This window comes from Sulfuracidifex tepidarius (assembly GCF_008326425.1).
Classification (GTDB): domain Archaea; phylum Thermoproteota; class Thermoprotei_A; order Sulfolobales; family Sulfolobaceae; genus Sulfuracidifex; species Sulfuracidifex tepidarius.
The window spans coordinates 1564289-1586868 of the sequence record NZ_AP018929.1; the positions used below are offsets into that span (position 1 = coordinate 1564289).

Annotated in this window: 25 protein-coding genes, 2 tRNA genes and 2 pseudogenes; 10 read left to right on the forward strand and 19 right to left on the reverse strand. The window is 37.0% G+C overall.

All coding sequences use genetic code 11. The annotated features are described in order from the left end of the window. Positions 1-36: 36 nt before the first annotated feature. Positions 37-732, reverse strand: coding sequence for an FKBP-type peptidyl-prolyl cis-trans isomerase (locus IC007_RS07990; RefSeq protein WP_054844923.1), 696 nt, complete (start codon positions 730-732; stop codon positions 37-39). Between the two features lie 246 nt (positions 733-978). Between IC007_RS07990 and ahcY the strand changes: the two genes are divergently transcribed. Further along, a complete protein-coding gene (gene ahcY / locus IC007_RS07995) occupies positions 979-2220 on the forward strand; it encodes an adenosylhomocysteinase (protein ID WP_054844922.1) in 1242 nt (413 codons plus the stop codon). Positions 2221-2500: 280 nt separating this feature from the next. Beyond that, positions 2501-2668: pseudogene (locus tag IC007_RS08000) on the forward strand (putative integrase); the annotation flags it as partial. Positions 2669-2689: 21 nt separating this feature from the next. Here the strand turns inward: IC007_RS08000 and IC007_RS08005 are convergent. Further along, positions 2690-2762, reverse strand: a tRNA-Val gene (locus IC007_RS08005). Between the two features lie 33 nt (positions 2763-2795). Then, the gene (locus tag IC007_RS08010; RefSeq protein WP_149528594.1) at positions 2796-4715 is read right to left on the reverse strand and encodes a beta-CASP ribonuclease aCPSF1; all 1920 of its coding nucleotides are present in this window, start codon (positions 4713-4715) and stop codon (positions 2796-2798) included. 76 nt (positions 4716-4791) lie between these two features. Here IC007_RS08010 and IC007_RS08015 point away from each other — a divergent pair, with 76 nt between their 5' ends. Next, complete coding sequence (locus IC007_RS08015; protein WP_054844921.1) at positions 4792-5847, forward strand: NAD(P)-dependent glycerol-1-phosphate dehydrogenase; 1056 nt, start codon at positions 4792-4794, stop codon at positions 5845-5847. Between the two features lie 124 nt (positions 5848-5971). After that, positions 5972-6127, forward strand: a pseudogene (locus IC007_RS13835) (putative integrase); the annotation flags it as partial. 36 nt (positions 6128-6163) lie between these two features. On the opposite strand, the gene IC007_RS08025 reads toward IC007_RS13835, so the two are convergent. The 7 genes from IC007_RS08025 to IC007_RS08055 form a co-directional block, all read right to left on the reverse strand. Then, a tRNA-Val gene (locus tag IC007_RS08025) sits at positions 6164-6238 on the reverse strand. 88 nt (positions 6239-6326) lie between these two features. Next, entirely contained in the window at positions 6327-6794 is a 468-nt protein-coding gene (locus IC007_RS08030) for a RecB-family nuclease (RefSeq protein ID WP_054844920.1), read from the reverse strand. Then, on the reverse strand, positions 6787-7740 hold the full coding sequence (locus tag IC007_RS08035) for a DNA cytosine methyltransferase (RefSeq protein WP_054844919.1): 954 nt from the start codon (positions 7738-7740) through the stop codon (positions 6787-6789). The genes IC007_RS08030 and IC007_RS08035 overlap by 8 nt, the downstream gene beginning before the upstream one ends. After that, positions 7721-8254: a transcription factor gene (locus tag IC007_RS08040; protein ID WP_149528595.1), complete on the reverse strand. Its 534-nt coding sequence runs from the start codon at positions 8252-8254 to the stop codon at positions 7721-7723. The genes IC007_RS08035 and IC007_RS08040 overlap by 20 nt, the downstream gene beginning before the upstream one ends. Next, positions 8247-8783, reverse strand: coding sequence for a tRNA methyltransferase (locus IC007_RS08045; protein ID WP_149528596.1), 537 nt, complete (start codon positions 8781-8783; stop codon positions 8247-8249). The genes IC007_RS08040 and IC007_RS08045 overlap by 8 nt, the downstream gene beginning before the upstream one ends. Then, on the reverse strand, positions 8780-9847 hold the full coding sequence (locus tag IC007_RS08050) for a GTPase (RefSeq protein ID WP_054844918.1): 1068 nt from the start codon (positions 9845-9847) through the stop codon (positions 8780-8782). Before IC007_RS08050 ends, IC007_RS08045 begins: the two co-directional genes overlap by 4 nt. Continuing rightward, positions 9844-10344, reverse strand: coding sequence for a multiprotein bridging factor aMBF1 (locus tag IC007_RS08055; protein WP_054844917.1), 501 nt, complete (start codon positions 10342-10344; stop codon positions 9844-9846). The genes IC007_RS08050 and IC007_RS08055 overlap by 4 nt, the downstream gene beginning before the upstream one ends. Before the next feature lie 73 nt (positions 10345-10417). Between IC007_RS08055 and IC007_RS08060 the strand changes: the two genes are divergently transcribed. From IC007_RS08060 to IC007_RS08070, 3 genes are read left to right on the forward strand one after another with little or no spacing between them, the layout of a single operon-like run. After that, on the forward strand, positions 10418-11605 hold the full coding sequence (locus tag IC007_RS08060) for a proteasome-activating nucleotidase (protein WP_149528597.1): 1188 nt from the start codon (positions 10418-10420) through the stop codon (positions 11603-11605). Then, positions 11602-12114, forward strand: a complete 513-nt coding sequence (locus IC007_RS08065) for a PUA domain-containing protein (protein ID WP_084739558.1) — start codon at positions 11602-11604, stop codon at positions 12112-12114. Before IC007_RS08060 ends, IC007_RS08065 begins: the two co-directional genes overlap by 4 nt. Next, positions 12104-12829, forward strand: a complete 726-nt coding sequence (locus IC007_RS08070; protein WP_054844916.1) for a proteasome assembly chaperone family protein — start codon at positions 12104-12106, stop codon at positions 12827-12829. Before IC007_RS08065 ends, IC007_RS08070 begins: the two co-directional genes overlap by 11 nt. Here IC007_RS08070 and tgtA read toward each other — a convergent pair. Beyond that, a complete protein-coding gene (gene tgtA / locus IC007_RS08075) occupies positions 12791-14287 on the reverse strand; it encodes a tRNA guanosine(15) transglycosylase TgtA (protein WP_054844915.1) in 1497 nt (498 codons plus the stop codon). The two genes, IC007_RS08070 and tgtA, sit on opposite strands and share 39 nt — an antisense overlap. Further along, on the reverse strand, positions 14284-14721 hold the full coding sequence (locus tag IC007_RS08080; RefSeq protein WP_054845190.1) for an Lsm family RNA-binding protein: 438 nt from the start codon (positions 14719-14721) through the stop codon (positions 14284-14286). Before IC007_RS08080 ends, tgtA begins: the two co-directional genes overlap by 4 nt. 55 nt (positions 14722-14776) lie before the next feature. Here IC007_RS08080 and IC007_RS08085 point away from each other — a divergent pair, with 55 nt between their 5' ends. Beyond that, the gene (locus IC007_RS08085) at positions 14777-15160 is read left to right on the forward strand and encodes a DNA-directed RNA polymerase subunit G (protein ID WP_054844914.1); all 384 of its coding nucleotides are present in this window, start codon (positions 14777-14779) and stop codon (positions 15158-15160) included. Between the two features lie 16 nt (positions 15161-15176). Here the strand turns inward: IC007_RS08085 and psmB are convergent, their stop codons facing one another. The 3 genes from psmB to IC007_RS08100 are packed head-to-tail and all read right to left on the reverse strand — an operon-like array spanning position 15177 to position 17454. Further along, the gene (psmB, locus tag IC007_RS08090; protein WP_149528598.1) at positions 15177-15764 is read right to left on the reverse strand and encodes an archaeal proteasome endopeptidase complex subunit beta; all 588 of its coding nucleotides are present in this window, start codon (positions 15762-15764) and stop codon (positions 15177-15179) included. 33 nt (positions 15765-15797) lie between these two features. Continuing rightward, positions 15798-17072 (reverse strand): histidine--tRNA ligase, encoded by a 1275-nt coding sequence (gene hisS, locus IC007_RS08095; RefSeq protein ID WP_054844913.1) that lies wholly within the window; start codon positions 17070-17072, stop codon positions 15798-15800. Positions 17073-17076: 4 nt separating this feature from the next. Beyond that, positions 17077-17454 carry a hypothetical protein gene (locus IC007_RS08100; protein WP_054844912.1) on the reverse strand — a complete coding sequence of 126 codons (378 nt, stop codon included), beginning with the start codon at positions 17452-17454 and terminating at the stop codon, positions 17077-17079. Between the two features lie 57 nt (positions 17455-17511). Between IC007_RS08100 and IC007_RS08105 the strand changes: the two genes are divergently transcribed. Both IC007_RS08105 and thsB read left to right on the forward strand, forming a co-directional pair. Beyond that, entirely contained in the window at positions 17512-18015 is a 504-nt protein-coding gene (locus IC007_RS08105; protein ID WP_054844911.1) for a TFIIB-type zinc ribbon-containing protein, read from the forward strand. Between the two features lie 353 nt (positions 18016-18368). Beyond that, positions 18369-20021 carry a thermosome subunit beta gene (thsB, locus tag IC007_RS08110; RefSeq protein WP_054844910.1) on the forward strand — a complete coding sequence of 551 codons (1653 nt, stop codon included), beginning with the start codon at positions 18369-18371 and terminating at the stop codon, positions 20019-20021. Positions 20022-20043: 22 nt separating this feature from the next. On the opposite strand, the gene cedD is transcribed toward thsB, so the two are convergent. The 4 genes from cedD to IC007_RS08130 are packed head-to-tail and all read right to left on the reverse strand — an operon-like array spanning position 20044 to position 22571. Then, positions 20044-21663: a DNA-translocating ATPase CedD gene (gene cedD, locus IC007_RS08115; protein ID WP_054844909.1), complete on the reverse strand. Its 1620-nt coding sequence runs from the start codon at positions 21661-21663 to the stop codon at positions 20044-20046. 32 nt (positions 21664-21695) lie between these two features. Then, positions 21696-22076, reverse strand: coding sequence for a hypothetical protein (locus IC007_RS08120; RefSeq protein WP_149528599.1), 381 nt, complete (start codon positions 22074-22076; stop codon positions 21696-21698). A gap of 2 nt (positions 22077-22078) precedes the next feature. Then, positions 22079-22360, reverse strand: coding sequence for a Urm1-like protein (gene urm1, locus IC007_RS08125; protein WP_162302174.1), 282 nt, complete (start codon positions 22358-22360; stop codon positions 22079-22081). Next, positions 22329-22571, reverse strand: coding sequence for a 30S ribosomal protein S17e (locus IC007_RS08130; RefSeq protein WP_149528927.1), 243 nt, complete (start codon positions 22569-22571; stop codon positions 22329-22331). The genes urm1 and IC007_RS08130 overlap by 32 nt, the downstream gene beginning before the upstream one ends. Positions 22572-22580 lie beyond the last annotated feature (9 nt).

A 22580-nucleotide genomic window follows, 5' to 3' on the forward strand; every position in this document is an offset into this window, starting at 1 on the left:
TACAATTCAATAGATTAAATATTACCTTTTAAGAAATTATTTTAAGATTGAAGAGTCAAACTCTTCTTCATACAACACTGCGTGTTCTGGTAGGACAAATTTAACTATGTCCTTCGCTGCGACATATTTTAGTAGTTGTATATTTTCTACTAGAAGTAACTCCTTTGGCATAGTTAGCTTGACTTTCTTCTCTGTGGACATATCTACCCCGATCTTCTCACCTGACTTTTTGAACCATTTACCTAGAATTGCTTTTACCTTATCCTCCTGGGACTCTATCAGTTTCTCTACTTTAAAATTGTATATTATTGTTTTATCTGCAAGAGGATGATTTAGATCCAGTATAACTCTACCTCCACTTACGCTCTTAACTGTAGCCAGTCCACCTTCATTCAACCTCAAGACCATGTTAGGATAAGGATTTATACCTTGCCTCTTTAGTTCGGAAAGCGAAACGATCTTTATTTTAGTTGGATCTCTGGTTCCATATGCTTTCTCTGGAGGAACCTCTATTGTTTTCTCTGCTCCAACTTCTGCATTATATAAAGCTTCCTCTAACCCCTTAACTACGTCTCCTTGACCCAGAATTATTAAGGTAGGACCATAAGTCTTATCTTCTCTATATATACCTTCCTTTTTTGCTTCCTCCTCGTTTGTTGTATCTATCACTTCACCACTATCCTTTACCTTTTCAGTATAGTCGATGAGAAGAAAATCTTTATCCTTAAACATTAAAACCCCTTTCACAACTATAGGGTGTGAATTTAAAGTTTGAGCTATTTATGTCTTAAACCAGTACTTTATAATTATCTATTTATCTCATAAAAAGGAAAGTTAAGATAGAAATTATTTTACTTATTAGATATTGTATAATTAACTATTATAAGATCTACTCATCAGACATAAAATAAGTTAACAAACGCGAGGCAGAACGTAAATTTACGCAAATTTTTATCCATAGATAACCTTTACGGTACCATGTACAAAGTAAAAGACATAAGCTTAGCGGAACAAGGATCTAGACAAATAGAATGGGCAGAACTACACATGCAGACCTTAATGAAAATAAGGGAAAGGATGTCTAAGGAAAAACCTCTCTTGGGAATCAAAATATCTGCAGTTCTTCATGTTACGAAAGAGACCGCAGTGTTGATGAGAACGCTTCATAATGCTGGAGCAGAAGTGTATCTAGCAGGAAGTAACCCACTTTCCACTCAGGATGATGTAGCAGCTGCCCTAGCTCAGGACGGAATAAACGTGTTCGCTTGGAAGGGAGAAAACGAAAAAGAGTACTATGATGCTATCGAGACCGTAGCTAAGATTTCTCCAAATTTAGTAATGGATGATGGAGGGGATCTCCATGCCTTGATTCATGATAAGTTCTACTCTCCTAACATAATAGGAGGGACCGAGGAGACAACAACCGGAGTGGTAAGGCTAAAGGCTATGGAAGAGAGCGGTGTCCTAAAGTACCCCGTTATCGCAGTAAATAATGCGTTCACTAAGTACCTCTTCGACAATAGGTTCGGAACAGGTCAGAGCGCAATAGACGGAATATTGAGGGCAACAAACATAATGATAGCCGGAAAGGTTGTGGTGGTTTCAGGCTACGGGTGGGTCGGAAGAGGAATAGCGAGCAGGATGAGAGGTATGGGAGCTAGAGTCATAGTTACAGAAGTGAGCCCAGTGAGAGCCTTAGAAGCAGTGATGGAAGGATTCGAAGTCATGCCTATCAGAGAAGCATCCAAGATAGGGGATATTTTCGTCACTACTACAGGAAATATTAATGTTATCTCTGTAGACGATATAATGCAAATGAAAGACGGTGCGATTCTAGCGAATGCAGGACATTTCAACGTCGAGATCGATGTAGAAGGTCTTAAAAGGGCAAGCAAAAATGTAAGGAACATCAGACCTTTCACAGACGAATATTTATTGCCTAACGGGAAACGTGTATATCTTTTAGCAGATGGAAGGTTAGTTAATCTGGCCGCTGCAGAAGGACATCCAAGCGAGGTAATGGATCTCAGCTTTGCCAACCAAGCACTCTCAGCTGAATATATCGTCAGAAATAGGAATCTCAAGAAAGCAGTGTATAACGTCCCTGATGAGATAGACAACCAAGTCGCAGAACTAAAACTTTCAGTTATGGGAATAAAAATTGATCAGATGACACAACAACAGAAGGAGTACTCAAAGCAGTGGAAATACGGCACATAATTAGCATAAATGAAAACATCCTTCTTTTATTTTTTTCTATATGGATTTAAAAATAGCTTACCAAAGGTTAAAAAGGAAAACATTTCTTTCATACTCATATAATAATTAGAAACACAGTTCTTCCAGTAATACAATATATACTATACAGTTATTATTTATTACATTCAAGATATCTTAATTAATAAAAAAATAAATATTCTCCAAAAAAGCTTAGCACTATTAAGTTAACATATTATTAATTCTTTTTAAATGTGTTCTGGCAACCGTAGTACTAGGCAAAATGAGGGAAAAACAACGCCATTATAAGTTCGGGGATTACATCTTGAGGGAAAGGAAAGGTAGGTATTACGTTTACAAGCTAGAGTATGAAGACGGTAACGCAAAGGAACGTTACGTAGGTCCTTTAGCCGACGTGGTGAAATCATACGAAGAATCAAAGAGGAGTGGGGGTGTGGGGGTATCCCCCACATGGGCCCGCCGAGATTTGAACTCGGGATCACCGCCGTGTCAGGGCGGCGTCCTAACCACTAGACTACGGGCCCAGTGAAATAGAGTAGAAGACTTCATATTAAAAATTAAGCTACCCTGAGACTGTCGAGTATACTTGGAGTATAGACATTAGGTCTATAACCTATTCTCCCTCTATCTGAACGTATAAAACTGCTAAATCTAGAGATTGACTCTGCCTCTCCATGGTTTAGTATAACATTTCTTGGTCTAGGATTTATATTCCTCAGAAAAGAGACTAATTGGTTTCTATCCGAATGACCTGAAAATCCGTCAATAACTTTCCTCTCCATTCTAACTTCTATATTCTCCACACGTCCATCTCTATTTATTATACTGACAGGAGACTGACCATCTCTGACCTTTCTACCTAGTGTGCCTTGAGCCTGATAACTGACAAAGATTATGGTGTTCTTAGGATCTGGAGCCATTGTCTTAAAGAACTCTACCGCAGGACCTCCGTTCAGCATGCCAGATGTAGCTAATATTATTGAAGGCTCACCAGTTGCTATATCTTCCTTGAATCCATCTATTCTCTTAAAGAGCTCTGAGGTGAACGGATTTTCATCTTTATAAAGTATCTCTTCTCTCACTTCTCTGCTTAACATCTCAGGGTATGCGTTATGTATTGCGGTAACTTCATCAACGAGTCCTGTGACATAGATAGGAGCTTGCTGTATCATTTTGTTTTTCATCATATAATTAATTATAAGCATGATTTCCTGTCCTCTTCCAACAGCAAGTACGGGTATTAGGACTCTGCCGCCTCTGCTGAGGGTATTATTTATCACATTCATGAGTTGAGCTTCTGACTCTTCCCTATTCGACTGTTCCTGAACTCCATATGTCGTTTCCATAATTAGTGTGTCGACCTTAGGAAAATCGGAATTAGCTCTATCTAAAAGTCTGGTCCTAGCGTACTTGAAATCACCAGAATACACTATGTTATGAGTTCCATCTCCTATGTGGAGATGTGCCATTGCGGAGCCGAGTATATGCCCTGCGTTATAGAAAGTTAACCTTATGTCAGGGGCAATATCCGTCACTTCTTCATAATCGAGAGTAATCGTATGAAGTAGCTCTTTCCTTACCTCTTTTGCAGAGTAAGGTCCAGGTCTACCTTCCTTCTCAGCTATGTCTAACCCATCTAACTGCATTAAAGCCATAATATCTCTAGTTGGCGATGTGGTGTAAACAGGACCTTCGTAACCGTATTTAAAGAGATATGGTATCATCCCGCTATGGTCCATATGAGCATGGGTTATCACTACCGCATCTATGTCCTCTAGATCAACCTGATCGATATCAAGTTTTGGGAATAACTTCTCTCCTCCATTTACACTAGGGTTCAAACCTACGTCAAGAAGGACTTTACTTTCCGGAGTCTCCACTAGAACAGCTGATCTTCCAACCTCCATAAATCCGCCCAGCGCTGTGATTCTAACATATCTGTCCTTGAACAGAAGTTCTCTATGTATTCTTTCTCCAAATGAGTGTAGTATATCGGATCTATATTCAGTTTCACTATATAAATGCTCCATAATATTATCTAGAATCCTTGATCTGATGGGTGGTTCCCTAATTATCACTGCTCTCCAGAAAGTGTCAGAAAATATTCTCTGCTGTATGGAACCGCCTTTCCCTATTACGAGCCCAGGTTTCTTAGCCTTAATCAGAACTTCTCCAAGGTCGTCATCGAACTTGATGTCAGATATTTGAGCCTCTTGTGGGACTTCGTTCTTTATTATTTCCTTAGTCTCATCTTTATCCTTTCTAACAGAAGGGTCTGCCTTTATTACTAGCCTTTTTTTAAGCTCTTTTGCTATTTTCCTAACCAGGTCGATCTTTTCTTGTGCCATTGCGGGTTTCTTTACGTATATTGCTATCTCAGGACCTTCAAACTCAATCCTAGATATCTCGAGCTCTTTAAGCCCTTCATATATAGTTGATATTATCCTTATTCTGTTGCTTGAAGCCAACTTATTCACCAACTACAAGAAGTAGAATTCTTCTTCCAAAGATCTGTAACTTTTAATATTTAAAATCTTCCTTTAAATGCGAGAGATGGATCTAAAGGAACATATCATCAATCTTCCCAGAAAGGTTTACATAGGCAACAACATACTAGAAGAGCTTAGCACATACTTCGCCCAGCTGAATTTAGGTTCTCCCTTCCTTTTCGTTACTGGACCTTATGTAGGAAAATCTATCACGAAAAAAGTATTGGAAAGCATACCGCAGAATAAGGAATTCGAAGTTATGACAGTGGACAACGCTACTTTAGACGATGTTTACAACACCGAGGAAACTGCGAAGAGAATTGGTGCTAAAGTAATAATAGGGATAGGAGGAGGGAAAAGCATAGACGTAGCGAAATACGCAGCGTATAAAATTAACTCAGAGTTCATGAGTATTCCTACAGCTCCTTCTCACGACGGAATAACTTCTCCTTTCGCCTCAATAAAAGGTCTAGGAAAGGCTGTCTCTGTGAAGGCTAAAGAGCCCGTAGCAATAGTTTCGGATATCGAGATAATTAGCTCAGCTCCCAGACGTCTCATAAATGCTGGAATAGGCGATACTGTTGGAAAAATGGTAGCTGTGAAAGATTGGAAACTCGCCTCCAAGTTAAGGGGGGAGTATTACGGGGATTATACGGCATCTTTAGCTCTCATGTCTGCTAAACATGCTCTCATGTGTACTAAGATAATTGAAAAGGATGTACAATCTGGAGTGAGAATACTGATGGAAGCCTTGATAACTAGTGGTGTTGCCATGGGTATGGCGGGGAGCACTAGACCTGCTAGCGGTTCTGAACACCTATTTGCGCATGCTATAGAAATGATGAAACCAGACATAGCACTTCATGGAGAGCTAGTAGGCATAGGAACGATAATGATGGCGTATCTGCACGGGATAAGATGGAAGAAGATAAAGAGAGCACTAATGTCGATCGGTTTCCCGGTTAGAGCTAGGGATTTGGGAATTCCAGATGAGATGATAGTCAAGGCATTGACAATAGCACACTCCATAAGGCCAGAAAGGTATACCATCCTGGGAGATAGGGGCTTAACGTGGAGATCTGCAGAGAAAATAGCACAAGTAACTGGAGTTATAGACTAATTTTAATAATAAATTCTATAATATAAAAATTTTTCACTTTAATGTGTATATAGTCATTTATTTTAAATTTAACGTGTTACCAAGCCTTATAAACGCGTTGTAATAACATAATACAAACCTGAAAATGAGGGAAAAACAACGCCGTTATAAGTTCGGGGATTACATCTTGAGGGAAAGGAAAGGTAGGTATTACGTTTACAAGCTAGAGAATGGAGGCGGTGACGCAAGGGAAACTTACGTAGGACCTTTAACTGACGTGCTGAAATCATACGAAGAATTAAAGAGGAGTGGAGATAGTAGGGGGTACCCCCTACAGTGGGCCCGTCGGGAGTTGAACCCGAGACCTCCGCCTTGTAAGGGCGGCGTCCTAACCAGGCTAGACCACGGGCCCTCAACTACATTCTATCTAACTGTCTTTTAATATTAATGGTATTTATGAGTTACGTAGCTAAACACCGTGTTTAGCGATTAAAGAAATATTATTGAATTTTCAATATCCCTGCTGCAATAGAAGAATAGATAAAGGCTATGAAAAGACCAGTAGGTCCTATGTCGGATTTAACATAGGGTATTTTTACGTGATTGCCTATAGCCTGCTCAGTTTTCTGAAAATCGTTTTCTATCCCATTAAATATTAATAAAACTCTCTTACCTTCCATTAGTTCGCTTTGATTAATTTCTTTTTCAGCAAAAGATGATATTAGTAATATTTTATCAGGCTTAATTAGTTCTATTACGTCTTTAAGATCTGGTAAGACCATTACAGTCTTACCTTGTTTATATGATATTTTCATTACCTCAGGGATTCCAGCTTGAGCCGCAGTACCGCCTACTTTACTCATTACCAACCCGCTAATTGGAGGAGAGAAAGCATAGACTGCCTTAGCGAAGTCTATTAGTTTTTGTACACTTGCTACGTTATGTATACAGACATACAATTCATCCATTCAATGCACCCAACACTTCCTGTGCAATCAGAGATGATAAGACTACTGGAACGGCTTCTCCGACCTGATTGTACTGATCGTCCCTGCTTCCAACGAACACATGGTTATCTGGATATGTCATGAGTCTGGCTTGTTCCCTAACCGTAAGAAATCTATTCAAAAAGGGATGAACAAACCTAGAGTTACCCATTACTGTTGGTGCAGGCTCGTATGGGTTTAACCTTATTTTCGTTGGAATACTCCTTCCGTTACTTCCTCTAAACATAGTCATATAGTCATCGAAATCTAATTTGCTTATTTCCTTTAGCTTCTTTTCGTCCAGTTCTTGGATCTCATGATTTGGAACATCATGCCTGTTTTCTAAGTCTCCTATAGCTTCCCAAACTGTAACTTTTCTCGATAATTTAGGCTTAATTGGTATATTAGAGATGAACACACGTGAACGTCTAGACGGACTTCCTAATTTATCTGCCTCTAGTAAGTTAAGGTAAACGTCTTTAAACCCTGCCTTCATAAATTCGTTGAGTATTGCTTCCTTCAAAGACGGAGTTCCTATAATTGCTTGTACATTCTCCATAACGAAAATTTTAGGAGATAGACCTTCTACTAGCCTGATAAATTCTAGTGTTAGAGAACCTTGCTGATCCTCATATAATCTGTCTAAAGGATTTGTCATTCTCATAGGATTAGCTGCAGTAAAGGGCTCGCAGGGAGGGCTGCCTATCACAACGTCTGGGTTACCCCCTATAAGATATCTTATATCACTAGCTGAGATATCCCTTATGTCCTCTTGTAGAACTACAGCATCAGGAAAGTTCAAAGAGTAAGTTTTTGATGCTGAAGAGTTTATCTCTACAGCCAACTTTATCTCGAAACCTGATGATAATCTAAATCCTTCTGCAAAGCCCCCAGCACCAGAAAATAAATCAACTATCTTGAGTACCATTCTTAGTCTCTTCGTTGATTTCCTTCTCAATTGCCTTTATTTTTTCTGATAGAAACTGTTTCACTTTGTCTGAGTCATAATATTCAAGCGGAGTTCCACACCTAGGGCACTTAAATTCGTTCTCAAATGCTTCCTCAAAGGAATATCTGTTCATATCCCTACTGCATATGTAGAAAGTGTTACTACTTTCATATTCTAGTCTACTTTGCAACTTGTTAAGTATTTGCCTTTTCCTCTCCATGAGGATTTCGTTTATGTGATCTAAGTTTGGCTTCCAGAAGTAAATATACCAGCCTTTTTCTTTCTCTCTAGTTCTCCTTGAAACTACAAATCCTTGTTCCGAAAGGGAGTAAAGTCTTTTTCTTACATCATTGACTTTCATATTTAGCTTACTTGCTATCTCGTCGTCAGTCATCTCAACTCCTTCTTCTAATAGAAGTCTAAGAACAGAAACTACGTCATCTCCTAATAGGCTTTCAGCCAAATCTATAAATAAATCTTCACTATCAACCATTTTTCACCACCTTTTTGCCAACCTCTTGAGGAATAATCTTTAGCCTAGAATCCTCAAATGTATTATATAACTCCCGCCCTTTATATAATCTATCTAAAAACAACGCTAACGCTGCTATCTCCGAGTGAGGCTGGTTCCCTACAGCTAAATTATAGTCAACGTTGTGATAATACCATCCGTCTACCTTCTCTGAACCTACTATGACTAACATAGGTTTTTCTATTTTCGATATTTCATCAATTCTTTTACATATATGCATTCCATACATTGTCAAATGAATTACCAAACCTCCTTTCTCCCTCCATAGATCCACCACTGACTTTCCGTCTTTCACTGTTTCAACTTTGAAATATGATTTCCCTCCCCAAATTTCTATTGCTTTATCCACGGATGAAATTAAGTTAGGATCTTCTCCTTCTATGTATACCCCTTTCGCTCCGAAGGCCCTGGCAACTAAGACAACGTGAGTTGTGACACGTTTGTCTCTAGCAGGTCTATGACTCAGCCTAAGTACATAAATATCTTTCAGCGGAAGGTTAGTTTGAATATCTCATCCCTCAGTTTATTCAAGTTCATTCCTTTTAGAGCTGAAACAGGAATTATTGATTCGATTGGACAATAAATCTCACTCGCAACCTTTACTATTATCTCTTCCTTGTTTTGAAGGTCCTTATCCATCAGCTTATCTATCTTATTTAAAACAACTAACATAGGCTTGCCTGATATACCTATTTCTCTCAATGTATAAATGGAGGATCTAAGGTATTCTATGAGGAGAGACTCTTCTAGGGTAGAGTCCATCACTAGCATGAGAGAATTAGCGTTCTTAGCCTCGGAAAGCGTGACAAAGAACGCATCGACAATTTGTGGTGGGATAGCTCTGATGAAGCCGACCGTATCTACTAATATTACCTTCTTCCCATCTCTCGATATCGAATATCTTTTAGGACTCATGGTAGTGAACATAGTAGAGTCAACTTTCTGTAATAGTCCCGTCAATGAATTGAACAACGTAGTTTTACCTGCATTTGTATACCCAACTATTGCCATACTTGGGATACCAATATTCTTTCCTTTCTGAATTAAAGACTCTTTGAATTTTTTAAGTGATTCCAAATCTTTTGTTATTTTTACAGCTCTTCTATTATAAAGTTTTATTAATGACTCAACTCCATAAGTTCCAGCACCCAATGGACCTTGCTGCTCAGTGATTTTAGTTTTCGTATATGACTCTTTGAGAATAGGTAACTCATATTTTATCCTGGCTAACTCGATCTGAAGTTTAGCTTCTTTAGATCCAGCATGCTGAGCGAATATTTCGAGTAAGAGCAATGTCTTATCTAATACTTCCTTCTCTCCAAGTTCCCTTTTCAAGTTAATGAAATTTCTAGGCTTTAGGAGATCGAAAACTATCACTGCATCGATGTTTTCGTCCTGCTTAATGGAGCATAACTTATCCTGTTGTATGAAATATTTGGGATTTGGACGCTTGGGTAACTTGTACTTATCAAGGACAAGAAATCCAGCTCCTTCAGCTAGATCTTCTGCTTCGTCTTGGAAATCCGGATCTGAGAAGATTACAGCTTTTTTCACTTCCTCCCCTCTCTAATCCTCACGATGTCGCCCAATGTTAATTCGTCTTCTCTGTCACCCTCAGCTCCATTATTCTCTACTGGAACAATTAATTTGACACCTAAAATTTTTTCTATTGACTTTGCTTGATCTATAGTAGGCTTTAGTTTTCCAAGCTCGAACCTTTTTACTATGTTTTCAGACACCTTTAGTTTCTGAGCCAACTGAAACTGGGTCATTTTCATTCTCTCTCTAGCTTGCTTGATTAATTTGTAATAATCATCAACTATTTCTATATCCTCACTCAAATTATATTTTGGCTTAGATACAAACGCGTTGGATACAAACTGTTTTGGTTTGCGGACTTCCTGCTTCTGCGCAGGCTTGGAGTATTTCCTTATCTTAGAGTAACAAGAATCACATACGGTAATAATGCTCCCTTCATAAAGCACGGTAGTACCTTTGCCTCTTATTGGTTCTCCACATAGCTCACAGTATTCCCTATCAGAGGTTTCCATATAGTAAGTAATGGAAAACCTTACTATTAAACGTTTTTAGGGGAACGATGACAATAATCTTTATTGGTTGAAGTTGTCAGGATATATTGATGTGATAAAGGAAACTCGAAACAATCATAACGTTAACGATGAAACTTTGGATAGACTATTACAAGAGAAGATAAACTCTTTGCAAATAGAAATTGAGAGCCTTAGGAAGGAACTAAATTACTACAAGGCTGAAATGGAGAAATTACTAAGCCCTCCTTTAATAGAAGCTACGGTATTAGACGTAATGGATAATAACAGAGTTCTGGTTAGGAGCTCTTCCGGACCTAACCTTTTAGTAAATTTATCCAATAACATAAAGTCCTCTGATATAAAACCTGGAATGAGCGTCGCCCTTAATCAACGTGGCTCCACCATAATAGAATTGCTAAAACAGAGGGATGACCCTTACGTTAAGTCGATGGAAATAATAGATAAACCTAATGTTACCTATGAAGAGATAGGAGGCTTAGAAGACCAAATAAGAGAACTGAGAGAGGTGGTGGAACTTCCAATAAGAAAGCCAGAGCTTTTCAAAGAAATAGGAATAGAGCCTCCAAAAGGTGTATTATTGTTCGGACCTCCAGGTACTGGAAAGACTATGCTAGCTAAAGCAGTAGCAAATGAGAGCAACGCCACATTCATCCACGTAGTTGCATCAGAGTTTGCACAAAAATTTGTAGGAGAGGGAGCTAGAATAGTAAAGGAAGTATTTGAGATGGCAAAAAAGAAGGCTCCCTCAATAGTTTTCATTGATGAGATTGACGCAATAGGAGCTAAGAGGATTGAACTAGGAACAAGTGGAGAAAGGGAAATACAACGCACATTAATGCAACTATTATCAGAGATTGATGGATTTAAGGCACTTGATAACGTTAAGATAATAGCTGCTACTAACAGGATAGACATTCTAGATCCGGCTCTACTTAGACCTGGAAGGTTTGATAGATTAGTTGAAGTTCCCCTACCTAATAAGGAAGGGAGAAAAGACATATTTAAAATTTACACACAGAAGATGAAGATAGAAAATGATATCGACGTTGATGTGCTAGCAAGCTTGACGGAAGGATTCAGTGGTGCAGATGTTAAGAACTCCTGTGTAGAGGCGGGGTATATTGCTATACGTAATGATAGAAATACAGTTACAATGAACGACATGTTGGAAGCGATAGAGAAAATACAAAAGAAAAAATCTATAAACAAGGGTAGCGAACGAAAAGAGAAATTCATATGAGGGAATTTCTTACACCGCCTGAAAGACCATCGAAGTTTGACTTAAATTACATCAAAGGAATAGCAGAATACCAGTTCGGTCATGTTGCTTCTAATTTGCTTTTTCAAAAAAATAGTTTTTTTATTAGAAGATCTATAAACACACAGAAAATAAGGGAAGTTTTAACTGATTCGTATGAGCTTTTCCTTGTGCTTAGAGCACAGACTTCACTATTTTCATTAACCACGGTAAGTGCTAGGGTTCTGTTAGATGGACTTCAAAGACCCAGATTTAGAGTGGTGGTCATGAACAGCGTCAAGGATTACATTAAAGTTGGTCAAAATGTCTTTTGTAAACATATAATAAGCGCAGATCCGGGTATAAGAAGCGGAGATGAGGCAATAGTGGTCGATGAGGAAGATGAACTGATAGGAGTAGGAAGAGCTAAAGTATCCGGATTAGAAATGAATCAGATAAGAAGAGGAATGGCGGTAAGCATGAAAAGAGGTGTAATAAGAGATGAAGACTAAGATTCTATTAAAGAAAGTGGATCCTAGAACTCTAAGAGAAAGCGTTTTCATAACCGGTTTTAGAACCATTGGAGAAGTGGGATATCTAGCTACTAGACATTTAGTCTTAAAATTAGGGATGAAAAGGATAGGTTACATAATAACTCCACGTTATAAGGATGTAGCGTTTTTAGATGATTATGGAGTAGCAACTCCTTTTGAACTGTTTTTTGATGAACAAAACAAGATCATAGTACAGTTAAATCATTTCCTACCATCTCAAAGAGAATGGTCAGACTTCACGCGATCCACAATAAAGTGGTTGAAAGAAATAGGAGTTAAAGACTCCATTGTTATAGGAGGCTTAGACAAAAGATACAAGACCGGTCAGGATACTTTTAGATGGCTAAAGACGTCTTCGAGCAAGAATCAGCTTGATTCCCCCCTGATAGAAAAACAGCTCCTCATGGTAGGTCCGTTGGCTCTGTTCACTGCTTACTCTGAGGTAGAAGATTTTCCTACCACCGTGATATTACCTTATGCTGAAAGGGATATAACTGATCCCGCTGCTGCAGCAGTAGCGATAGAGGCAATAAATAGCTTATATGGCCTCCATGTTGAAGTTGATGAATTATATGAAGAAGCTAAAAGGATAGAGGAGGATATAAAGAAACAGCTAGAGGCTTTCCAGAGAGAGTCAGGTAGAGGAAAGAGCACCGATAGACTCTATATGTAACTCATCACAGTTTACCACGTTAATTTTCTTGTATTTTTTGTTAGAAAGAAACCTCTCTAATTTCTGTAACATGTCCCTCTTTACCTCATCGTCTATTGGTTCAGTCATCTCAAACTGAGCTAAAGGATACGAATCAGACCAATATATAGGAATTACACCAAAAAATGGAACTATAATGAAAATATCTTTGCTTTCCCTCAATGATGAAGAGATGTATTTCCTCACCGTTTGGTCTTCCAAAAAGGGTCTTTCCAATCCGTTATAACATATTAAAACTGCCTGGTCACTTCTTGGCTCATAAGAATCTAAGTTTCTCTGGTAGCGGAGTATCTCAGGCCTTTTGACAGAGTCGATATCAAAGAGAAATATTCCTTTACCAGTAGGTTTTATTCCGTTATCATACATCTCCAAAATATCATGATGCATTAATATTTCCTTGAAAGCTGAATACAAAGCGGGATGACTTCTAGACTTCTCTTGAAGATACTCAAACAATCTACCTTCCTTTATAGCTTGTTTAGTTGAATTTATCTCAGATTTTATAGTATATAAATTATGAATAGCCAATAGCCTAGTTCTCTCTTCTTCATCCATCTCCAGCAAATCCTTTGGAGTATATCTTGAACAGACTTCACAATTACACAAAAAGTAGTCCATTTCTTCTAATTTCAATACTCTATCTCTTGTAATATACCTATTATCTCTAGCATAAAGTATATACGACGCTGAATCAAAGGAATCTACACCTAACGCAACTGCAAATGGTATCATATGAGGAACTCCACCTCCAAAGAGATGAAGAGGGTAACCTCTGTCCAATACTTTCCTGGCTGACATTATCATTGCGACTACAGTTTTATAATCATAGTCTTGTAATAATACTGTAGGACTACCTAAAGCCACGAACTTAAACTTGTCCTTAAATTGAAAGTGAATTGACGCGGATCTCTCAATGAGATCTAGATATTTACCACCCTGAATTGGGTAAGTCCAAATAATATTGTCATTTACTTCTTTATAGGCTTCTTTTGCTCTCTTTATAGTTTCTTCCACCGATGTTTCGGCTTCTTGTCTGTCATCCGTATCTCCAGTAGGAACGTCGAGGATAACTCCTATATCTGGATTTATATGATTCTCAAACTTAATTATGGAATTATTATCAGCTTCAATGTCTCCATATTGCAATATTTGGTACGCCCCACTATCAGTCATTATTACTCCGTCAAAATTAAACTCTGTATGAATATTATTTATATTATTCTTATATTTATAAAGAAGATATGCATTTGTAATGAAATTATTAAAACCTATTTTCTTTAATGTTTCTATATCTATATCTACTCTAATTGGATGAATTACAGGAAAGAACACAGGCGTTTCAAGTTTTCCATGCTTAGTTTCCAATTTTCCTATCCTTCCGGCTAGGTCTTCCTCCTTTATTTCAAAATCTCCTATCATTGACTAACCTCCTTCTTTCTTTTCGAGATATAGTCGTTATAGATCTCATAAACTCTTTGAGCTAGAGGCCCAGTTCCTTCTACTCCAACCTCGCTCACTTTTATTCTATCCATTACTGTTAAAATTCCTACATCTTCATAAATTTTAACGTCGCCTGGTCTCAGATTCAGATCTTTCTCTAATTTTTGGCCGAACTCTTTGACATCAAATGTTGGAGGATTCTTTATTTGAATTTCTTCTATAACATTTCCATTTATAATTATTTTATAAAAGCTATTTTTTTCCGAGTCTTTGGCATCTATAAGAGTAATCAGAAAAGGATTCAATTCAAATGAATAAAAGGTACCCGTATATGTTTTAGAGTTAGTTAACCTGACTGTGACAGTTTTATCTAATATAGAATTGAACTCTGATAGTATCCTTCTAGCAGACATTGATCTTCCCACTAACGTTAATAATTACCAGCTATTTATAATGAGATGATCCACGTTGCTGAGCGAAGCTGATAGCATCAATGAAGAATGTAAAGTAGTTTCAGTAAATAAGACCGGCTTAAAGGGGAATTTAGTAGTAGAGCTATCATGCGATAATAAAAAAATCCTTTTTGATATAATAGAAAGTATAAACAATTTTAAGCCAGACGAGAAAGTAAAAGCTATAATTAGCAAGAATAGACCTGAATTTGGAGCTGAAGATTTTTGCGGACATGGATATATAGTAACACAAAAGAAAAATGAGGAATCATTAATTACTATAATATCTTTGTTTGGCTTATTGATAAAGGTAATTGAAGATAAAAACTCTAATTTTATGAAAAAAGTAAACTTAAATATAATGGATCATATATATTTCTGCGTTAGAAAGGAAAAATAGATAAGAAAAATAATTGTTACTGATTCACAAATTTTTCTGTAAATCCTTTACTGTCTATTGCTAGTATATCAATTCCGTCTCCTGATGTTATATCTCTCTCTATAGAAGCCCTAACTGCCTTCTCTGCTATTTCTATTGCTTGTTGAGTAGAGATCCCTTTGGAGTAATTCGATTCTAGCACACCCACAGCAGTCCTTGCTCCGGATCCTACGGCTGCATAGTCGTCCTCTATCAAGCTTCCTACAGGGTCCATAATAAATAGTTGAGGTCCGTTTTCATCTATTCCGCCAAATATTATCTCTGAAATAAACGGCATCATTTTATACTGATAAAGTAATGTAGACAAAAGTTTAGCTGCGGATTTTACAGAAATTTTTCTATTATTGGATAGCTCATAGTATTTTATTTCTACGTTCATTATTCTTGTCAACGATTGTAGGTCTCCATATATTCCAGCTCCAGCAATTCCGAATTGACCTACTTTGGCTATCTTCTTAGCTTCCCTGCTAAGCACATATCCGCCGTAGCTTAACCTTCTTTCAGAAGCTAATACTACTCCATCTGAAGCTTTCAGCCCTATCGCAGTTGAAGGTAATTCTTCCATTTAGAACACTCTCATTCTACTTCTCTTTGCCTTTTATAACATTTGTTTTAATACCTCGATTAGTCTGGTCACGTCTATCGTGCTTTGGGTTTTCTTAGCTAAATCTCTTATTGTTACCTTATTTTCTTGTAACTCTTTCTCTCCTATAATAATCATAAAATTAAATCCTTGTTCTATATAGAAAGGTATTGCCTTAGTTAATGTTAGTCCTTTTATGTCAATATCTACTATATAATTTTCTTTTCTAAGAAGAGATGCTATTTTTATGGAGAATTCAAAAGACTTATTATTTATATTAAAGATAATTATTTTAGGTTTTTCTGGTATTTTTATATAATTTCTTCCAGCTAGAATTGTCCTTTCAATTCCTACCGCAAATCCTACAGCTGGAGTTTTTGAACCACCATAAAGTTCTATAAGCTTGTCATATCTTCCACCTCCTGCTATGCTAAAGGTTACGTCAGGAGATTTCACCTCGAATATTATCCCTGTGTAATAGGCTAGCCCTCTAACTAAGCCCATGTTTAGTTTAACCGGTATTCCCAAAGACTTGCAGTTAGAATATATTGAGCTCAGATATGAGAAATCGTCTGAGAACTGATGATACGTTTTCACCATTTCTTCAAGTTTGGACTCTGATATTTCACCAGCACTGAGGATATCAAATATTATATCTGCATTTTCTTTGTATTTCGATGCGCTTTTGTTGATTTCTTTTAGTGCATCATCTAGAAATCCTTTATCTATCAAATGTAATATATGTTCTTGTGCTTCTTCTGGAACTTCCATGCTTTCTAAAATCCGTCTTATTAATCTAATATTGTTAAGATTTATAGAAATTATTTTATTCATACCTATCTTATCATAAAAGTTGTAAAGATCATTTATTACTAAAATATCTGCGTATGACCCTTCTGCTCCTAATACCTCCACTCCCGCTTGCCTAAATTCTCTATACCTTCCATACTGGGGTTCATCATATCTATATACGGTACCTATATAGTAAAGTTTCACCGGTTTTGGCAACGATTGGAGTCTATCGAGATAAACTCTCGCTATTGCAGGAGTTATCTCAGGTCTAAGTGTAAGCTCTCTGTCTGCCTTATCTTTAAAGGTATACATGGTCTTTCTGAGCTCTTCTCCTCCCTTTATCGAGAAAAGTGAGAAGTCTTCTATTACCGGAGATATTACTTCAGTGTAATTTGCAGACTCCATGACCTCCCTGAAGAAATTTTCAAGATATACTATTTCCTTTGCCTCATTACCTACATAGTCTTTCATTCCACGAACTGGCTCTGTCTTTATCATACGGTTATCTAATTAGCCTTGCCTCGCTTATATTATAATAAGTGATATCTCCGTATTTATCCACGAGTGCGACTAGTACTTCTAGGTTTAGAGACTTAGACCTCGAGATAACATCTAAAAGTTTTGTTGGAGATATTTTCTCCGCCTCGTTTATCACAAGTATTATCGCTTTGCTCTTACCTTCAATTTTCCTATCTTTAATTATAAGGGTCGAATCATCATACCCTTTACAAACAACCTTTCCTTTCTGTTTAAGATCTACGTAGACCGCTAGTCTATCCCAGTTTATCCCTGAGATATCCTCTGCCCTAATTTCTTTCCTGTTTATAAGTTTTTGAAAGATGTCTTCCTCTCTTTTTACATTTTCGATATGGTCACTCACACTAGATCACGTTATATATCTTTACAGTTATATCTAGTTAAGGTCTCCTATAGAAACATGGATATCGACAAATGCAACTTCTGTGGTTCAAATAAACTGAGATGGGATTATAAAAACGGAATAATAGTATGTGAGGACTGTGGTACCGTGATTGACGACAAAATCTTCGATGGTACGTCCCCGTTCTTGGAAACAAAGATCAAGCCTTCAAATTACCTTGAGAAAAGTAAGGAAAGGGAATTGAAACAAAGAACTATTAGAAGTTATGAATATATTAATAGCAGAAAGAGTATAAATAAAGTTGATAATTTATACTTAAAATCTCTCTTTAATTTTGATAGAGAGCTTTATTTCACTTATCTCAAACTATTAGAGAATGGGATATTAAGCGGTAAAAAAATAAAAACTAGAATAATTATCACAATTTTCTTTTCTAATAGGAGAGAAGAATATGAGAAATATTTGAGGTATTTCAATATTACAGAAAAGGAGTACAAGGATACTCTCTCACATTTAAAATTAAAGGCAAAAATAAAGATAATAGATAAATTAGTTCTATAATAAAAATTTCATATCCTGAACATAAAATATATTAGCATAAAAGTAATCTAGTGTTTTTACGGCTAGGTGGCATTCCAGGCGATTCAGGTTTCCATTGCAAATTATAATTATGGTAAAAATAGATTAAATAAAGGAAATTGTCAAGCATGAATCCTTACCCAGCTCGCATGAGAGCGTTCAATTAAATTTATTCTGTTTCGATAAATAGACTGAATTCACAATTGGCGTATGAATGGTCGGGATTTCGGGTATTTCGTTTTCGTTCCGTTAGAGCAGACCTTAAACTAGCGCCTATATCAAGAACAAACTTTTTATATAAGCATTTTCTAAGGATGTGTGGAAGGTGACATAAAATGGCAACTGCTACAGTAGCTCAAACCCCTGAAGGAATTCCAGTTATAATTTTAAAGGAAGGATCAAGCAGAACTTATGGAAAAGAAGCATTAAGGATAAACATAGCCGCGATTAAGGCTGTACAGGAGGCACTAAAGAGCACTTACGGTCCACGTGGAATGGACAAGATGTTAGTAGACAGTCTAGGTGACATCACAATTACTAACGACGGAGCAACTATAATGGACAAGATGGATTTGCAACATCCCGCAGCTAAACTCCTAGTACAGATAGCTAAAGGACAGGATGAGGAAACTGCAGATGGAACTAAGACCGCAGTAATTTTCGCAGGTGAATTAGTTAAGAAGGCTGAGGATTTATTGTATAAAGAGATACATCCGACTATAATAGTGAGCGGATATAAGAAGGCAGAAGAGATAGCATTAAACACTATACAAGAGCTCTCTGAGAAGATATCAGTAAATGACACTGATGCTTTAAAGAAGGTAGCTATGACTTCGTTAGGAAGCAAGGCAGTAGCTGGAGCTAGAGATTACCTTGCAGATGTCGTAACTAAAGCTGTAACACAAGTTGCAGAATTAAGAGGAGATAAATGGTACGTAGATCTAGATAACGTTCAAATAGTAAAGAAGCACGGAGGTAGTATAAACGATACACAAATGGTATATGGAATAGTAGTAGACAAGGAGGTAGTACATCCTGGAATGCCTAAGAGAGTTGAAAACGCTAAGATAGCATTACTAGATGCGTCTCTAGAGGTAGAAAAGCCAGAATTGGATGCCGAAATAAGGATAAATGATCCAACTCAAATGAAGAACTTCTTAGATGAAGAGGAGAAATTACTAAAGGAGAAGGTCGACAAAATAGTTAGTACTGGTGCAAATGTTGTAATATGCCAGAAAGGGATAGACGAAGTAGCCCAACACTACCTTGCTAAGAAAGGAATCCTAGCAGTAAGAAGAGCTAAGAAGAGCGATCTAGAGAAGCTAGCTAGAGCAACTGGAGGAAGAGTAGTTTCAAATGTAGATGAACTCTCAGAGCAGGATCTAGGTTTCGCAGCATTGGTAGAAGAAAGAAAAGTCGGAGAGGATAAAATGGTATTTGTAGAAGGTGCTAAGAATCCTAAAGCAATAAGCCTACTCATCAGAGGAGGATTGGAGCGTGTAGTTGACGAAACCGAGAGGGCTCTAAGAGACGCTCTAGGTACGGTTGCAGACGTAATAAGAGATGGAAAGGCCGTAGCCGGTGGAGGAGCAGTAGAAATAGAGGTAGCTAAGAGGCTTAGAAAATATGCTCCTCAAGTAGGCGGAAAAGAACAACTGGCAATAGAAGCATACGCTAATGCAATAGAAGGATTAGTCATGATACTAGCTGAAAACGCAGGGCTAGACCCTATAGACAACCTAGTAAAGCTAAGAAGCCTCCATGAAAACGAGTCTAACAAATGGTATGGTCTCAACTTCACTGCTGGAGCCCCAGACAACATGTGGAACGTGGGAGTTATAGAGCCAGCTATGGTGAAAAGCAATGCTATAAAGGCAGCTACTGAGGCTGTTACTCTGATACTCAGAATAGATGATATAGTAGCTGCAGGAAAGAAGACAGGCGGTTCTGATAACAAGAAAGGAGAAGAACACCACGAAGAGGACTAAAATTTTTACTCTTTGACTTTTTCTATCTATTACAGTTACTCTCTATTTTTATTATAATAGGATTCTTAATATTTGGGGCTGATAGTATAGCTTCTCCTACATCTAATTTATCTAAGGATGAAATCATCTTATCATCTAAAGACAGAGAATCCTTTATCGACTTCTTATCAATGTCTGATTTTATAGAGTGAATTATCTTAATATTTGTATTTTTCATAATTTCACTCGATAATGAAGATGGAGATTGTGAGATCACACAAAGGGAAACTCCGTATTTACGAATCTCAGATATTAACCTATCAGTAAAATCATTTTTATCTGCAAAGTAATTATGAGCTTCATCTATCACTACCATTGTCATCTTTGTAGTCTTCGCTTCGATGTAAAAGTCTGAAATTAGTTTCATAATTAGAAGTCCATAGAGTTTCCTTAACCTCATGTTCCTAATGAAACTGAGGTCCACTATTGTAAGTCCGTTGAAGAAATTACCTAAATTGTCTACCGTTAAACCGTCATGAGAAAAAATTTCTCTACCCTCCTTACCTAACAGAATGAAGAATTTTCTAGCCAATGCGTATTTCACGTCCCTTATCCAGTTTGACGTTTCCTCTATGCTTCTTAGGATTTCTATTAAATTTTTAAAGTTTAACTCTGGAGACTTTTTCAATTTATTAAGAACAGTATACAGTAAAAATCTTTGAGGATCCGTAAGTTGCATAGTATCCCCAAAGATTTCTACAGCGTCATTAATATCTTTGGAAATTATTGAATTTAAGTCTATTCTAAGGACTTTATTTGCATTATAAAGAGTGTAACTTACATTGTTTGGTATGGATCTTGAATACTCACCATGCCAGTCTAGAATAACTACATCTACATTTTTCTTGAGAACTTGAAGAGACAGATGACATGCAGTGGTGCTCTTACCAGACCCTGTTGTTCCGAATATTCCTATATGACGAGTTACATCCTTAAGATTTATACCTGTATTGCTAGCAAGATCATTTTGCACTCTACCTAGAGGTATATCATAGTCGAAAACTAAAGGCTCATTTGACACAGCACTAAATGTCTTTTCTGGAGCATAGAGGTATGGCACATTTCCGAACAAGGAAGGAAGAGGTACCGGAGTGGAAGATATTGACGTAGGAATAAGTTCTAAATGCGGTGATATGGCTTTTGCTATATTCTTTATGTCAGTAACCTCTTTCTCGATTTGATCCTTTTCTAGTTTAGGTTTACATGACTTAAAAACAATTAATGCAGACCCCATTTTGCCGTTCGATATAGAAGTTGTGAAGACATAATGAAAGTCTCCTTGCCTTCTAGCCAGGGACATCCCCAGCTTTCTAATTTCGTCTTCAACTAGACTTCTTGAAGAGAGATCTGTTTTACCAATTATCCTCAGAACTTCTCCACAAAAACGATCGTCTTGAGTAATTAAATCAAATATATTTGAGTTTATACTAATACTATTTAGTCTAATAACTCTTCTATTCAGTATAATAGCAATAGGAATAAGAAATAGAAGAGGAATTATAATGTATACAAAATATTTTGGAAATAAATTAGTATATCGATATACAAGGATCATAATAGATAGGGATATAAGAACTAGTGGAAATATCCTTCCTTTTTCCATAATGTGGATGTATAATAATAATCTAGCTACAGTTAAGCGAAAGTTATTGCATTTAAAGTCAGACGTATCCTATCTTCTCGAGTCAACGGTGAAACTCCATCCTGATCGCAGCTTAACCTACAGGAATTACACTTTATCAGATAGTTCTCGCCTGGTATATTTATTTTGGACGATGAGATTGCGTCCTTAATCTGCGGTGAAGAGGTAAGGAGCATTAGGAAAAACATTTCAGGACTTCTAACTCTCATCCTGTTTAGATATTGAATAGATCTAAAAAATATATAGCATGACTGTGCTAAAATTATGTCACTAGGTAAGTAACCTAAAACCTGAGATACGTTTTTCCCATCATACGTCGATAAGGAAGAGATCTCTTCCTTCCTGTTTATTTTTACCTTTGAAATAGAAATCATTATCATCCACCGTGGTTTACGGGAATAAATCTAACTTCATCGTTACCAGAAAGGATTTTTTCATTTAAGGTTTTGCCAAAAAGCCTGATATCCTTACCATTTAGTAATACCAAGATGCCCGGTCTTATTCTTCCAGAAGAATCTAAAATAACTTTAGATTTATCCAATCTTGATAATATTTCAAAAAGAGATCCATCTTCTGCAATAAGAGATTTCCCGAAAAAAGAAACTAAAGGACCTTCAAATACAAATTTAGGCATAGCTTTCTGTTTCCTCCTCTTCAATTGACTCTTGAGCTGCAGCCTTGTTCTTGGCTTTACTATAATACCTAGTTAAATATCCAGCTAGTCTATTTCTTACTACTTTAGATTCAACTGTTACTACTTTCTTAACCAATTCTTTGTTTTTCTGGTAATCGCTCGTCACATCTTCTGTATATTTCTCATATATTAATTCTGCCATATGCTTTATATCCTTAGTATAGACTGTGCCTATAGCCCAACA